This window comes from Streptomyces sp. NPDC033165, from assembly GCF_055577965.1.
The window spans coordinates 85,493-99,254 of record NZ_JBVIPK010000008.1 but is presented as its reverse complement, the minus strand read 5'-3'; the positions used below and the strand labels follow the sequence as shown (position 1 = coordinate 99,254).

Here is a 13,762-nt window from a genome sequence, read left to right as displayed (position 1 = left end):
ATGTCCCAGGTGTCCTCCTCCGCCCCGCCCGCAGACTCCGCCCCGCCTGTCGGCTACCGGGCCGTGTTCGCCGTCCCGGAGTTCCGGGCCGTCTTCGCCGCCCACCTGCTCTCCCTCCTCGGTGTCGTCGTCAGCGAACTCGCCCTCACGGTGCTCGTCTACGAGCTCACCGGCTCCCCGCTGCTGAGCGCCCTGACGTTCGCGCTGGGCCTGCTCCCGTACGTCATCGGCGGGACCCTGTTCGCCGGGGTCGCCGACCGCTACCCGGCCCGCCGGGTCCTGGTCGTCTGCGATCTGGTCTGCGCGGCCTGCGTCGCCGTGATGCTGGTGCCCGCCACCCCGGTCGCCGGACTCCTCGCCCTGCGCTGCCTCGTCGCCGCCGTTGCGCCCGTCTTCACCGGGACCCGGATGGCCGCCCTCACCGACATCCTGGGCGAGGGCGACCTCTACGTACTCGGCCGCTCCCTCCTGCGGATCGTCTCGCAGAGCGCGATGCTCATCGGCTTCGGTGCGGGCGGCGTGCTGCTCACCGTGCTCTCCCCGCGCGGGGCGATCACCGTCACCGTGGTCACCTTCCTCTGCTCGGCCGCCCTGCTCCGCTTCGGCACCCGCGACCGCCCCGCCCGCACCGGCGACGGCGGCGGCACCCTGCTCAGGGAGTCGCTGGCCGGGGCCCGCCTGGTGCTGGGCGACCGCCGCGTGCGGGCGCTGCTGCTGCTGTTCTGGGTGCCCGCGATGTTCGTGGTGGCCCCGGAGGCGCTCGCCGCCCCGTACGCCGACGCGATCGGGGCCTCGCCCGCCGCCATGGGGCTGCTGCTCTGCGCGATGGCCCTCGGGCACATCGGTGCCGAACTGTTCGTCGGGTCCGCGCTCGGCCCCCGTACCCGCTCCCGGATCGTCCTGCCGGTCGCCGCCCTCGGCCTGCTGCCGCTCCTCGTGTACGCGGTCCGCCCCGGGCTGCCGCTCGCGCTCGCCGCCCTGGCGCTGGCCGGAATGGGCGCGGCCTATGTCATCGGGCTCGACCAGTGGTTCGTGGACGCCGTCCCGCAGGAGCTGCGCGGCCGGGCCATGACGCTGCTCACCGCCGGGCTGATGACCGTCCAGGGCCTCGGGATGGCCCTGGCGGGGCTCGCGGCCGAGTTCTTCCCCGTGCACCAGGTGGTCGCGGCATCCGGAGCCGTCGGTACCGTCTGCACGCTCCTCCTCGTGGCCGAGGTCCGCAGGACCGCCCCCGCACGTGTGTCCGATACCGATGGGCGAGACGGGGCTGACCGCCATATGACCAGTCGGTAAGGTCGGTGCCGTGCCGAAGCCGCTCAGCCTTCCCTTCGATCCCATCGCCCGCGCCGAGGAACTCTGGCGGCAGCGCTGGGGACCCGTGCCCTCGATGGGGGCGATCACCTCGATCATGCGGGCCCAGCAGATCCTGCTCGCCGAGGTCGACGCCGTCGTCAAGCCGTACGGGCTGACCTTCGCCCGGTACGAGGCGCTGGTGCTGCTCACCTTCTCCAAAGCGGGCGAGCTGCCGATGTCCAAGATCGGGGAGCGGCTGATGGTGCACCCCACGTCGGTGACCAACACCGTGGACCGGCTGGTGAAGTCCGGTCTGGTCGGCAAGCGCCCGAACCCCAACGACGGCCGCGGCACGCTCGCCGCCATCACCGACAAGGGCCGCGAAGTCGTCGAGGCGGCCACCCGGGACCTGGTCGCGATCGACTTCGGACTCGGGGTGTACGACTCCGAGGAGTGCGCCGAGATCTTCGCCATGCTGCGGCCGCTGCGGGTGGCGGCCCAGGACTTCGAGGAGAAGTAGGCGCGGGCCCCGGCGAGGCGGGGGCCGCGCGAAGATCGCCCCGGCCGCCCGGCTACGCTCGTCGGCATGAAACAGAACGTGCTCACCCGCTACCGGGTGATGGCCTACGCCACCGCCATCTGGCTGCTCGTGTTCACTGCGGCGATCATCGCGAAGCGCGGGTTCGGGATCGGCGACACCGTGCTGATCTCCCAGGTCCACGGCGTGCTGTTCATCGTCTACGTCGTCTTCGCCTTCGACCTCGGCTCCAAGGCGAAGTGGCCGTTCGGCAAGCTCCTGTGGGTGCTGGCGGCGGGCTGCATCCCCTTCGCCTCCTTCTTCGTCGAGCCGAAGGTCAGCCGCGAGGCCCAGGCGCTGGTCGCCAAGCCCGCCGCGGCGGCCGCGAAGGCCTGACCGGTCCGGCCCGAACCGCCCCGCGCGAAAGCGCCGGGCGGTTTGCCATCGACATTTACTAGGACGTCCTAGTAAATTCGAAGCATGGACGCTGACGCGATCGAGGAAGGCCGCCTCCGCTGGCAGGCCCGCTACGACAAGGCCCGCAAGCGTGACGCGGACTTCACCACGCTCTCCGGGGACCCGGTGGAGCCCGCGTACGGGCCCCGCCCCGGCGACACGTACGAGGGATTCGAGCGGATCGGCTGGCCGGGGGAGTACCCCTTCACCCGGGGCCTGCACGCCACCGGCTACCGGGGCCGCACCTGGACCATCCGCCAGTTCGCCGGGTTCGGCAACGCCGAGCAGACCAACGAGCGCTACAAGATGATCCTGGCCGCGGGCGGCGGTGGGCTCAGCGTCGCCTTCGACATGCCGACGCTCATGGGCCGCGACTCCGACGACCCGCGCTCGCTCGGCGAGGTCGGCCACTGCGGGGTCGCCATCGACTCCGCCGCCGATATGGAGATCCTGTTCGGTGACATCCCCCTCGGTGACGTCACCACCTCCATGACGATCAGCGGCCCCGCCGTCCCCGTCTTCTGCATGTACCTGGTCGCCGCCGAGCGCCAGGGCATCGACCCCGGGGTGCTCAACGGCACGCTCCAGACGGACATCTTCAAGGAGTACATCGCGCAGAAGGAGTGGCTCTTCCAGCCCGAGCCCCACCTGCGCCTCATCGGCGACCTGATGGAGCACTGCGCCCGCGACATCCCCGCCTACAAGCCGCTCTCCGTCTCCGGCTACCACATCCGCGAGGCCGGGGCGACGGCCGCGCAGGAGCTGGCGTACACCCTGGCCGACGGCTTCGGCTACGTGGAGCTGGGCCTCTCCCGGGGCCTGGACGTCGACACCTTCGCCCCCGGGCTCTCCTTCTTCTTCGACGCGCACCTCGACTTCTTCGAGGAGATCGCCAAGTTCCGCGCCGCCCGCCGCATCTGGGCCCGCTGGATGAAGGAGACGTACGGCGCGAAGACCGACAAGGCGCAGTGGCTGCGCTTCCACACCCAGACCGCCGGGGTCTCCCTCACCGCGCAGCAGCCGTACAACAACGTCGTCCGCACCGCCGTGGAGGCTCTCTCCGCCGTCCTCGGCGGCACGAACTCGCTCCACACCAACGCCCTCGACGAGACGCTCGCCCTGCCCTCCGAGCAGGCCGCCGAGATCGCCCTGCGCACCCAGCAGGTGCTGATGGAGGAGACCGGCGTCGCCAATGTGGCCGACCCGCTGGGCGGCTCCTGGTACGTGGAGCAGCTCACCGACCGGATCGAGGCCGAGGCCGAGAAGATCTTCGACCAGATCAAGGAACGCGGCACCCGCGCCCACCGCGACGGGCAGCACCCCATCGGGCCGATGACCTCCGGCATCCTGCGCGGCATCGAGGACGGCTGGTTCACCGGCGAGATCGCGGAGTCCGCCTTCCGCTACCAGCAGGCCCTGGAGAAGGGCGACAAGCGGGTCGTCGGCGTCAACGTCCACCACGGCTCGGTCACCGGCGACCTGGAGATCCTCCGGGTCAGCCACGAGGTCGAGCGCGACCAGGTCAGCCAGCTCGCCGACCGCAAGGCCGCCCGCGACGACGCCAAGGTCACCGCCGCCCTGGACGCGATGCTGGCCGCCGCCCGCGACGGCTCGAACATGATCGCGCCGATGCTGGACGCGGTACGGGCCGAGGCCACGCTCGGCGAGATCTGCGGGGTGCTGCGCGAGGAGTGGGGCACGTACACGGAGCCGCCGGGCTTCTGAGAGCCGTGGGGAGGGCCTCGGCCCCTGCCGGTCACGGGCCCTCCCCCCGGAACGTCAGCACGAACAGCGCACCCCCGCCCGGCGCCGCCCGTGCCGTCAGCTCCGCCCCGTGCGCGCGGGCGATCTGCCGGGCCATCGCCAGCCCCAGCCCGGAGCCGGGCAGGGCGCGCGCCGCCTCGGCCCGGTAGAAGCGGTCGAAGACGTACGGGAGGTCCTCGGCCGCGATCCCCGGGCCGTGGTCCCGGACGGTCAGCTCAAGGCCGCCCCCGTACGTGGTGAGCCCCACCTCCACCGGCGCGTCCGGCGGGCTGAACTTGGCCGCGTTGTCCAGCAGGTTCGTCAGCAGCCGGGCCAGCCGCGCCGGGACCCCGGGCCGCGTCGCCGCCGCCGCTCCCGGCCCGATGTCCAGCGAGAACCGGACGCGCGGCCAGTGCGTACGGGCCGTGGCCACCGCGTGCTCCGCCAGCTCCGCGATCCGTACCTCCTCCAGCAGCGGCAGCGGCTCCTCGTCCCGGGCCAGCTCGATCAGGTCGTTCACCAGCCCGGTCACCTCCCGGATCTGCCGCCCCAGCGCCCCCGACGCCCGCTCCCGTTGCGCGGGCGTCAGCCGGTCCGCGCGGGCCAGCAGCTCCGCGTTGGTGCGCAGCGCGGTCAGCGGGGTGCGCAGCTCGTGCGAGGCGTCCGCGACCAGCCGGCGCTGGGAGCTCACCGACTGCTCCAGCTCCCCGAGCATGGTGTTGAAGCTGGCGGCCAGGCGCGTCACCTCGTCCTGCCGCCCGGGCGGGCCCGGCGGCAGCTCGATGCGGTGGCGCGGGTCCCGGGTCGCCGCGATCCGCTCGGCGGTCGAGGTCAGCCGGGCCACCGGGGCCAGACCGGTGCGCGAGACCGCGTACCCGAGCAGCCCCGCCAGCAGGACGCCCGCCCCGCCGACCGCCGCGAGCAGCACGGCCGCCTGCCGCACCCCCCGCTCCACCGGGTCCGCGCGCAGCGCCACCTGGAGCGCCCGGCCGTCCCCGAACGGGGTCGTCAGCATCCGCAGCGGCTGCCCGAAGCGGGTGACGTTGCTGAAGTACGGGGCCCGCGTCCCCGCCGCCACCTCCCGTACGGGGGCGGAGACGGGCAGCAGATAGGCGGCCTCCGGGTCCGATGCCGGGTCGGCCGGGACCACCTGGGCGCAGGCCGGGGCGGAGAGGAAGCGGCACTCGCCCGCCACGATCTGCGGACCCTCGCCCCGGTTCTCCTGGACCACCCGGGTCGCGGACTGGGTGAGCGACAGGTCCAGCTGGTGCAGGAGCTCGTAGCGGATCACGAAGAACGCCGCCGTGCACACCCCGACGGCGACCAGCGCCACCGCCGCCGAGGCCGCGAGCGCCAGGCGCGTGCGCAGCGGCCGCCTGCGCCGCCAGCGGGCGCCCAGCCGCCGCACCCCGCTCACGCCACGTCCAGCCGGTAACCGAGCCCGTGCACGGTGTGGACGAGGCGCGCCTCGCCGCCCGCCTCCAGCTTGCGGCGCAGATAACCCACGTACACCGCGAGCGAGTTGGAGTCAGGGCCGAAGTCCTGACCCCAGACCCGCTCCAGGATCGTCTCGCGCGGCAGCACCTGGCCCGGGTGCCGGAGCAGCAGTTCCAGCAGGGCGGCTTCGGTACGGGAGAACTCCACCGGGCGGCCGCCGCGGCGCCCGGTCCGGGTCACCGGGTCCAGCGTCAGATCCGCGAAGGACAGATCCCCGTCCGGGGCGGGCGGTGCGGCCCGCCGCAGCAACGCCCGCACCCGCGCCACCAGTTCGTCCAGCGCGAACGGCTTCACCAGATAGTCGTCGGCCCCCGCCTCCAGCCCGTCCACCCGCTCGGCCACCGACGACAGCGCCGTCAGGACCAGCACCGGCGTCCGGTCCTCCATCGCCCGCAGCCTCCGGCAGACCGCGAGCCCGTCGAGCACCGGCATCATCACGTCCAGGACCAGCGCGTCCGGCTGCCAGGCCGCCACCGCCGACAGCGCCGCCAGACCGTCGCCGACGCCCCGGACCTCGTACCCCTCGATCCGCAGCCCGTCCTCGACGGCGGCCCGCACTTCCGGCTCGTCCTCGGCCACCAGAATCCTGCTCGTACTCCGCGTGCCGCTCATGCCGTTCATACCCTGAAGACTGCCAAACCGGACTCTTAGAACCTTCTTAGGCCGCATCCCGAGAGTGGCGGCCATGCGCACACCACTCTCCGTCGTGATCGGTGCGGGCGGCACCGGCGGTCACATCTACCCCGGTCTCGCCCTCGCCGAGGCCCTGCGCCGCGCCGACCCGGACGCGGTCGTCTCCTTCATCGGCACCGAACGCGGGCTGGAGACGACCCTGATCCCGGCCGCCGGATACCGGCTGCACACCGTCGACATGATCCCCTTCGACCCCGCCCTCGGCGCCAGGCGCTTCCTCCTCCCGGCCGCGCTGCTGCGCTCCGGCGCCCAGGCCCGCTCGATCCTGCGCAGGCAGAAGGCCCAGGTCGTCGTCGGCATGGGCGGCTATCCGAGCGCCCCGGCGATCGTCGGGGCGAGGATGGCCGGACTGCCCAGCGTGATCCACGAGTCCAACGCCGTTCCGGGCCGGGCCAACCAGTTCGCCGCCCGGCTCACCGAACACCTCGCTGTCGCCTTCGACGGCAGCCGGGCCCATCTGTCGGGCGGCGAGCGGGCGCAGACCGTCGGCATGCCGATCGCCGCGTCGCTGGCCGCGCTGGACCGGCCGGCCCTGCGGGAGGAGGCCCGGCGCGCCTTCGGGATACCCGAGGGGGCGCGGGTCGTCCTCTTCAACGGCGGCAGCCTCGGCGCGGCCCGCCTCACCGCCGCCGCCGTGGGCCTCGCCGCCCGCTGGCGTGGCCGCGGGGACGTCCACCTCCTGATCAAGACGGGCCCGGCCGCGCTCGGGGAGACCCGGCGGCAGCTGGCCGAGTCGGGGGCGGGGGCCGGCGTGGGGCCCGTCGCGCAGGGGGCGGTCGCGCCGGGGGAGGCCGGTCCGGCGGTGCCCGCTCCGGAACCCGCCGACGCGGGCGCGGGGACCGTGGCCCAGGCGGTGCCCTACCTCGACCGGATGGACCTCGCCTACGCGGTCGCCGACCTGGTGGTCTGCCGGGCGGGCTCGGCCACGATCGCGGAGCTGGCCACGACCGGGGTGCCCGCCGTCCTCGTGCCGTACCCGCACGCCCCCGGCGACCACCAGACCCACAATGCCCGGGTCCTCTCCGACGCGGGCGCCGCCCACCTCGTCCCCGACGCCGAGACCACCCCCGACCGGCTGGCCGGACTGATCGACCCGCTGCTCGCCGACCCGGCCCGGCTCGCCGTGATGGGGCGGGCGGCCGACCCGGGCAACCACGCCCGCGCCGCCGACCTGCTCGCCGAGACGGTCCGCCGCCTCGCCGCCACCTCCGTACGACCCTCCGACGCAAGGGAGCTCACCTCATGAAGGACATCACCGACTGGAACGGCCGCACGGCCCTCGTCACCGGGGCCGAGGGCTTCATCGGCTCCACCCTCGTGGACCTGCTCGTCGAACGCGGGGCGCGCGTCAAGGCGTTCGTCCACTACAAGCCGTACGCCGAGAAGGGCCACCTCGCCCGCTACCTCGACGACCCGAACGGTCCGGTCGAGATGATCGCCGGGGACGTCGGCGACGCGGGCCGCGTGATGGACGCGGTCGAGGGCTGCGACACGGTGTTCCACCTCGCCGCGCTCATCGGCATCCCCTACAGCTACGACTCCCCGGGCGCGTACGTCCGCACCAACGTCGTCGGCACCGAGAACATCGCCGAGGCCTGCCGCCGCCACTCCGTGCGCCGTCTCCTGCACACCTCCACCAGCGAGGTCTACGGGACCGCGCTCACCGCCCCGATCGGCGAGGACCACCCGCTCCAGCCGCAGTCGCCGTACTCCGCCTCCAAGATCGGCGCGGACATGATGGCGCTCTCCCACTGGCACGCCTTCGAACTGCCGGTGACGGTCGTGCGGCCGTTCAACACCTACGGGCCCCGCCAGTCCGCCCGCGCGGTCATCCCCACGATCCTGGCCCAACTGTACTCCGGTGCCCGGGAGATCCGGCTCGGCTCGCTGACCCCCACCCGTGACTTCACCTACGTCACCGACACCGCGGCCGGCTTCCTGGCACTGGCCGACTGCGACCGGGCACTGGGGGAGAGCGTTAACCTCGGCACCGGCCGGGAGATCTCGGTCGGGGACCTGGCGAAGGCTCTCATCACCGCCTCCGGCCGGGACGCCGAGATCGTCGTGGACCCGGCGCGGCTGCGGCCCTCCGGCAGCGAGGTGCACCGGCTGCTCTCCGACAACACTCGGGCCCGGACGTGGGCGGGCTGGGAGCCCGAGGTCACCCTGGAGGAAGGGCTGGCGCGGACGTCGGCCTGGGTCGCGGAGCACCTCCACCTCTTCGCACCCGACCGCTATCAGGTCTGACGGCGGAGCTACCCCGTCTGGGCGCCGGACAGCCCCAGCAGCAGCAGCGAGGTGAAGCCGCTCGCCCACTCGGCGTCCACCGGCTCCGCGCTCACCAGCGTGCGGTGCACCACCGCACCGGCGATCACATCGAAGATCAGGTCCGCGTTGCGGGCTGCCGTCGAGGCGTCGTCCTCGTAGCGCAGCTCGCCGCGGGCCTGGGCGCGTTCCCGGCCCAGGAGCACCAGCCGCTTCTGCCGGTCCACGATCGCCGAGCGGATCCGGCGGCGCAGCGAGTCGTCGCGGGTGGACTCGGCGACCACCGCCATCAGCGCGGTCCGGGTCTCCGGCCGTTCCAGCAGCGCGGCGAACTGGAGCACCACGCCCTGCACATCGGCCGCCAGGCTGCCCCGGTCGGGCAGCTCCAGCTCGTCGAAGAGCACCGCGACCGCGTCCACGACCAGCTCGTTCTTGCCCGCCCAGCGCCGGTAGAGCGTCGTCTTGGCGACGCCCGCCCGGGTCGCCACATCGCCCATGGTCAGCTTCGACCAGCCGAGATCGACCAGGGACGCCCGCGTCGCCTCAAGGATCGCGGCATCGGCCGCGGTGCTCCGCGGACGTCCGGTTCGGGTGGCTTTGGGGTCGCTGTCGTTCATGATGCGGCGACCATACCGGCCGGTAGAGAGAACCGTTCCGGCTCGGCCTCCGTGAGACAGATCACCAGGATCACCTGTGCCGCCGGGCCGATCGGCAGTTACGCTACGGGTCGTAGCGTAAGGAAGGCGGTCGGACCCGCCCCGGACGCCACGTACGAGCGACAGCCACCAGGGCCCTCACGGAGGGCCCGGGCGCCGGGTGGGGACCCGGAGCCACACGGACCGGCCGGATGGGGATCCGGCGGGTCCACCGGGTCTTTCGGGGCCCGGCCAGTTCCACCAGGGTCTTTCAGGGGCCCGGGACCGTCTCGATCCGCCCGCCCCGCACACCGGCAGGGGCTGCGGACCGGCCCGGTTCTCGTATCGCTTTCCGGATCGGTGTGCTCAGGGGGGAGGATGTACGTATGCAGCCTAGGAACATGTCCATGAGCGGCGTCGTCGACCTCGCCGCTGTCAAGGCGGCCGGCGAGGCCAAGGCCAAGGCGGAGCAGGCCCGCGCGGAGGCCGCCCGCACGGGGGGCACCGGCGCCGTCGCGCCCGCCGCCCTGGTGATCGACGTCGATGAAGCGGGCTTCGAACGCGAGGTCCTCCAGCGCTCCGCCGAGGTCCCGGTCGTCATCGACTTCTGGGCCGAGTGGTGCGAGCCGTGCAAGCAGCTGGGCCCCCTGCTGGAGCGCCTGGCCGCCGAGTACAACGGCCGCTTCCTGCTGGCCAAGGTCGATGTCGACGCCAACCAGATGCTGATGCAGCAGTTCGGAATCCAGGGCATCCCGGCCGTCTTCGCCGTCGTCGCCGGGCAGGCCCTCCCCCTCTTCCAGGGCGCGGCCCCCGAGGCCCAGATCCGCGAGACGCTGGACCAGTTGATCCAGGTCGGCGAGGAGCGCTTCGGCCTCACCGGGATCGCCGTCGACCCGGACGCCACGGCGGAAGCCGCCCCGGCCGAGGCGCCGGCCGGCCCGTACGACGCCCTGCTGGAGGCGGCCGCCTCCGCGCTCGACGCCAACGACTTCGGCGGCGCCGTTCGGGCGTACCAGAACGTGCTCGCCGACGACCCGGGCAACCCGGAGGCCAAGCTCGGCCTGGCTCAGGCCGAACTGCTCGGCCGGGTCCAGAGCATGGACCCGCAGGCGGTCCGCAAGGACGCCGCGGACAGGCCGGACGATGTGAACGCCCAGATCGCCGCCGCCGATCTCGACCTGGTCGGCGGTCATGTCGAGGACGCCTTCGGTCGGCTGGTCGAGGCCGTCCGCCGCACCGCGGGCGACGACCGGAACACCGCGCGGCTGCGGCTGCTGGAGCTGTTCGAGGTGATCGGCCCGGAGGACCCGCGGGTCACCGCGGCGCGGACGGCACTGGCCCGCGTCCTGTTCTGAGCCTCGTCGATCCGACGAGATCCGCCTGTCGTCCCGATGTGACAAGACGGCCGCGCTATGCCACAGGCAGCGCGGCCGTTTTGCCGTATCGGCGCCGATCGCCGCCGCGGGGCATCTTCGCTTTACCAAATCTTGACAAAGGGGCGCGCTGTTACTCGCAGTAAAGCGGGTCGGCGGTTCTGTCCCGTTTCCAGGAAGTTTCCCGCTATTCGGATGTCCCTTTCGTGCCACCCTGCGTCGCCGTGTGATGCCGCCCTGTCGTGTCGAGGTTATCGGGCCGTTACTAGCCAGTAACGAACCCTCTTGTGCCGGGGCCGTGAATGCACCACGATCGGCCACGCTCGGTCCAATACCCCCAGCCCGGTCTCCAGCCGGGACCTGAGGGCCTGTTGGGTCCCCGCCGAGTGGGTCGGCGGCAGTGGCGCCGACCGCGGACAGGGGGGTTCCCGCCGACAGGCGGGGCCTGTCCGACCGGCCGCGCGGAACGCGCGGCCAGTGGTTAGTCGCTCGGGGGTGAACGCCGGTGGATCGGATGCGGGACACGTCTCCGATACGGGCGCTCTCCTTCCCGAGGACGTAGCACTTCTCCCATCCCAGGACGGGCATGACGCCCGGCCGGAGATGTACGTCCGAGAAGAAGGAGCAAGTATGAGTTCCCAGGTTCGCGGTGGGACGAGATGGAAGCGTTTCGCTCTGGTCATGGTGCCGAGCGTCGTCGCCACGGCGGCGGTGGGCGTGGGCCTCGCGCAGGGCGCTCTGGCCGCTTCGTTCAGCGTTTCCGGCCAGAGCTTCAAGGTCCGCACCGACAAGCTCGTCGGTGAGGACTTCGTCCAGTACGGCAGCGTCGCTGTCGGCAAGGACCTGAACGGCAAGGACGCCGCGCACCCGGTCGCGGTGTCGGGCTTCAGCAAGGCCACCATCACCAACATGTGCCAGTCGGTGGTGACGCCGAACCTTCCGTTCGGGCTCGGCAGCGTCAGCCTGAAGCTGAAGGCCGGTACGGACCCGGACAAGCCGGTCGAGGCGACCAACCTCTACCTGGATGTGTCGCAGCTCGACGCGGACGCCGAGTTCAGGAACATCGACATCGGTGTCGCGGCGGGCTCCCTCAAGAAGCCCAACAAGCCGGGGAGCATAGGCATCCAGCCCGGCACCCAGGCCAAGGAGGAGGGCTTCGCGCAGCGCGCCGACGAGGCCGTTCTCACCGGAGTGAAGCAGACGGCCTGGGCGACCACGGCCGGCACCTTCAAGCTCAGCAACCTGAGCCTGAGGCTGCACAAGGGCGTCGAGGAGTGCTTCTAAGCACTCGCCCGGGTGACCGGAACGCCCCTTGAGGGCTCTCCGGTCACCCACCCCTTCTCCTCTCACGGCAGTACCGGTTCCAGGGAGCTGTTTTCCATGAGCCCCGAGTCCACAGGGCAGAACGAGCACTACATCCGCGTCATTCAGCGACGCTTCCGCACCTGGCGGGGTAACCGGCCGTTCTGGGCGGGTCTGTTCACCATCCTGGGCGGTCTACCCATCGCCTACTTTCCCTACGCCAGCATGAAGCTCGGCAATATGACGCTGGCCATGTCCACCACGGCCGGGGCCGGGTCCCTGATCATCGGGGTCCTGCTGGTCACCCTGGGGCTGACGATGTGGTTCCACCACATCGTCCGGGTGTTCGCGGGCGTCGCGGCCATCCTGCTCGCGCTGGTGTCCATACCCGTCGCCAACATCGGCGGCTTCGTCATCGGCTTCCTCTTCGCCCTCATCGGCGGAGCCCTGTCCATTTCCTGGGCCCCCGGCGAGCCGAAGAGCGCGGACGAGGCCCCGCTCGACGAGCAGCCGTACGAGGAGCGTCCCCAGGAACGTTCCGAGGACGCGCTCCAGGGTGCGGCGGCCGTTCCCCAGCAGCCGGGCGCCGGGTCCGACACGGCGGCCGAAGCCGACGGAGGGAACCATCGTGCGGGGTGACGACGGACAGCACATGAACGCGCACCCCGGCGACGACCTCCGCGAGCGCAAGGGCCCTCGTCACGCGGCACCCCGGAAGTCGCTCCTCACCAAGCTCAACCTGCCCAGCGGCAAGAAGGCGCTCGCGCTCGCCGCGATGCCGACCGCCGTCTTCGTGGGCATGGGGCTGACCCCCAAGCTCGCCCTGGCCGACGACGGCAGCGACATCCCGTTCGCGCCGGGCCCCTGCGTCACCCGGTCCGACGAGGATCCGAACGCGTCCGAGTCGCCCGATGCCACCCCGTCCCCGTCGGCCACGGCCAAGGACCGGGCGGACGGGGACGAGAAGCCGGACAAGGACGAGAAGCCCGGCACGGACGAGTCCGCGGCCCCGAAGCCCTCGGCCGGCGGTTCGGCCTCCGAGGCCCCTGAGGAGCCCGGGGCCGACGCGAAGGGCGACGACGCGGCAGCGGACAAGGCGGCGCAGGCCGCCGAGGAGCCCACCGCGACACCGACGCCCACCAGGTCGAGGAACCCGCTCGACCCGCTCGGCGTCGGCGACGCCCTCAGGGACCTCTTCGACGGCCCGGACAAGGACACGGACAAGGCCGAGGAGAAGCCCGCGGCGTCGGCGAGCCCGTCCCCGAGCCCCACGGCCGACAAGCCGGAGCCCCCGGCGAAGGCCGAGGCCGACGACCCGGTCAAGGACGCGCCCGACAAGGCGAAGACCGAGGCCGACAGGACGGCCGACGCCATCCGCGAGGCGGCAGAGAAGGCGGGCGAGGACGTCGAGGAGCTCGACGAGGACGTCAAGGGACTCGACCCCAGGAAGGACGAGGACATTCCGGACGGCGCCAAGCCGCGCTTCCCCTGCCCGGAGTCCGACCCCGACGCACTGGCCGCGGCCGAGCTGGAGCCCGGCATGCCGCTGCTCCCGAGCGACCCGTGGACCCTGGAATCGACGCTGCTCACCCTCAGAGGCCTGGACTACCACGGCATCGTCGAGGTGAAGAAGGCGGACGGCAGCATCAAGAAGGTGCTGAAGTTCACCGCCAGCTCCATCGACATCAAGGACCTCCACCAGCTGACCGTCGGCCCCGCGGGCACCACGGGGCATGTGAAGTCGCGGCCCGGCTCCACATCGACGATCCGCAACGGCACGGTGACGATGTACACGGAGGAGCTGAAGGGCAACCTCTTCGGCCTCATCCCGATCACCTTCAGCCCGGAGACCCCGCCGCCGCTGAACGTCCCCTACGCCTTCTTCACCAAGGTGAAGGTGACCCAGGCAGGCCAGTTCGGCGGCACGCTCACCGTCCCCGGACTCAAGAACTACCTCGAAGGCGGCAACCGCTAGCAGCCTCCCCCCC

At 72.3% G+C, this 13,762-nt stretch carries 13 protein-coding genes; 10 read left to right on the top strand and 3 right to left on the bottom strand.

All coding sequences use genetic code 11. The features are described from left to right. The 4 genes from ACZ5WC_RS20245 to ACZ5WC_RS20230 all read left to right on the top strand — a co-directional run bounded on the left by ACZ5WC_RS20245 (window position 1) and on the right by ACZ5WC_RS20230 (window position 3,991). Window positions 1-1,293, top strand: coding sequence for an MFS transporter (locus tag ACZ5WC_RS20245; protein WP_468542097.1), 1,293 nt, complete (start codon window positions 1-3; stop codon window positions 1,291-1,293). A 10-nt stretch (window positions 1,294-1,303) separates the two neighbouring features. Continuing rightward, window positions 1,304-1,813 carry a MarR family winged helix-turn-helix transcriptional regulator gene (locus tag ACZ5WC_RS20240; RefSeq protein WP_468542096.1) on the top strand — a complete coding sequence of 170 codons (510 nt, stop codon included), beginning with the start codon at window positions 1,304-1,306 and terminating at the stop codon, window positions 1,811-1,813. Window positions 1,814-1,879: 66 nt separating this feature from the next. After that, the gene (locus ACZ5WC_RS20235) at window positions 1,880-2,206 is read left to right on the top strand and encodes a DUF3817 domain-containing protein (RefSeq protein ID WP_468542095.1); all 327 of its coding nucleotides are present in this window, start codon (window positions 1,880-1,882) and stop codon (window positions 2,204-2,206) included. 84 nt (window positions 2,207-2,290) lie between these two features. Then, entirely contained in the window at window positions 2,291-3,991 is a 1,701-nt protein-coding gene (locus ACZ5WC_RS20230; protein ID WP_468542094.1) for an acyl-CoA mutase large subunit family protein, read from the top strand. Between the two features lie 31 nt (window positions 3,992-4,022). Here ACZ5WC_RS20230 and ACZ5WC_RS20225 read toward each other — a convergent pair whose 3' ends face one another. Together ACZ5WC_RS20225 and ACZ5WC_RS20220 are read right to left on the bottom strand one after the other, a co-directional pair. After that, on the bottom strand, window positions 4,023-5,426 hold the full coding sequence (locus tag ACZ5WC_RS20225) for a sensor histidine kinase (protein WP_468542093.1): 1,404 nt from the start codon (window positions 5,424-5,426) through the stop codon (window positions 4,023-4,025). Beyond that, window positions 5,423-6,127, bottom strand: a complete 705-nt coding sequence (locus tag ACZ5WC_RS20220; protein WP_468542092.1) for a response regulator transcription factor — start codon at window positions 6,125-6,127, stop codon at window positions 5,423-5,425. Before ACZ5WC_RS20220 ends, ACZ5WC_RS20225 begins: the two co-directional genes overlap by 4 nt. 64 nt (window positions 6,128-6,191) lie before the next feature. On the opposite strand from ACZ5WC_RS20220, the gene ACZ5WC_RS20215 reads away from it, so the two are divergent. Continuing rightward, on the top strand, window positions 6,192-7,445 hold the full coding sequence (locus ACZ5WC_RS20215; RefSeq protein ID WP_468542091.1) for a UDP-N-acetylglucosamine--N-acetylmuramyl-(pentapeptide) pyrophosphoryl-undecaprenol N-acetylglucosamine transferase: 1,254 nt from the start codon (window positions 6,192-6,194) through the stop codon (window positions 7,443-7,445). After that, the gene (locus tag ACZ5WC_RS20210) at window positions 7,442-8,446 is read left to right on the top strand and encodes a GDP-mannose 4,6-dehydratase (RefSeq protein ID WP_468542090.1); all 1,005 of its coding nucleotides are present in this window, start codon (window positions 7,442-7,444) and stop codon (window positions 8,444-8,446) included. Before ACZ5WC_RS20215 ends, ACZ5WC_RS20210 begins: the two co-directional genes overlap by 4 nt. A gap of 8 nt (window positions 8,447-8,454) precedes the next feature. On the opposite strand, the gene ACZ5WC_RS20205 is transcribed toward ACZ5WC_RS20210, so the two are convergent. Next, entirely contained in the window at window positions 8,455-9,081 is a 627-nt protein-coding gene (locus tag ACZ5WC_RS20205; RefSeq protein WP_468542089.1) for a TetR/AcrR family transcriptional regulator, read from the bottom strand. Window positions 9,082-9,485: 404 nt separating this feature from the next. On the opposite strand from ACZ5WC_RS20205, the gene ACZ5WC_RS20200 reads away from it, so the two are divergent. The 4 genes from ACZ5WC_RS20200 (at window position 9,486) to ACZ5WC_RS20185 (ending at window position 13,749) form a co-directional block, all read left to right on the top strand. Next, the gene (locus tag ACZ5WC_RS20200; RefSeq protein WP_468542088.1) at window positions 9,486-10,454 is read left to right on the top strand and encodes a tetratricopeptide repeat protein; all 969 of its coding nucleotides are present in this window, start codon (window positions 9,486-9,488) and stop codon (window positions 10,452-10,454) included. Window positions 10,455-11,102: 648 nt separating this feature from the next. After that, window positions 11,103-11,756 (top strand): DUF6230 family protein, encoded by a 654-nt coding sequence (locus ACZ5WC_RS20195; protein ID WP_468542087.1) that lies wholly within the window; start codon window positions 11,103-11,105, stop codon window positions 11,754-11,756. Window positions 11,757-11,852: 96 nt separating this feature from the next. Then, complete coding sequence (locus tag ACZ5WC_RS20190; protein ID WP_468542086.1) at window positions 11,853-12,413, top strand: DUF6114 domain-containing protein; 561 nt, start codon at window positions 11,853-11,855, stop codon at window positions 12,411-12,413. Beyond that, window positions 12,403-13,749: a hypothetical protein gene (locus ACZ5WC_RS20185; protein ID WP_468542085.1), complete on the top strand. Its 1,347-nt coding sequence runs from the start codon at window positions 12,403-12,405 to the stop codon at window positions 13,747-13,749. The genes ACZ5WC_RS20190 and ACZ5WC_RS20185 overlap by 11 nt, the downstream gene beginning before the upstream one ends. Window positions 13,750-13,762: the final 13 nt, after the last annotated feature.

What these genes read in the sequence shown, in the direction of transcription:
- ACZ5WC_RS20245 (WP_468542097.1), top strand. Translation starts at nt 1, where the DNA reads ATGTCCCAGGTGTCCTCCTCCGCCCCGCCCGCAGACTCCGCCCCGCCT.
- ACZ5WC_RS20235 (WP_468542095.1), top strand. Translation starts at nt 1,880, where the DNA reads ATGAAACAGAACGTGCTCACCCGCTACCGGGTGATGGCCTACGCCACC.
- ACZ5WC_RS20230 (WP_468542094.1), top strand. Translation starts at nt 2,291, where the DNA reads ATGGACGCTGACGCGATCGAGGAAGGCCGCCTCCGCTGGCAGGCCCGC.
- ACZ5WC_RS20220 (WP_468542092.1), bottom strand. Translation starts at nt 6,127, where the DNA reads ATGAACGGCATGAGCGGCACGCGGAGTACGAGCAGGATTCTGGTGGCC.
- ACZ5WC_RS20215 (WP_468542091.1), top strand. Translation starts at nt 6,192, where the DNA reads ATGCGCACACCACTCTCCGTCGTGATCGGTGCGGGCGGCACCGGCGGT.
- ACZ5WC_RS20210 (WP_468542090.1), top strand. Translation starts at nt 7,442, where the DNA reads ATGAAGGACATCACCGACTGGAACGGCCGCACGGCCCTCGTCACCGGG.
- ACZ5WC_RS20205 (WP_468542089.1), bottom strand. Translation starts at nt 9,081, where the DNA reads ATGAACGACAGCGACCCCAAAGCCACCCGAACCGGACGTCCGCGGAGC.
- ACZ5WC_RS20200 (WP_468542088.1), top strand. Translation starts at nt 9,486, where the DNA reads ATGCAGCCTAGGAACATGTCCATGAGCGGCGTCGTCGACCTCGCCGCT.
- ACZ5WC_RS20195 (WP_468542087.1), top strand. Translation starts at nt 11,103, where the DNA reads ATGAGTTCCCAGGTTCGCGGTGGGACGAGATGGAAGCGTTTCGCTCTG.
- ACZ5WC_RS20190 (WP_468542086.1), top strand. Translation starts at nt 11,853, where the DNA reads ATGAGCCCCGAGTCCACAGGGCAGAACGAGCACTACATCCGCGTCATT.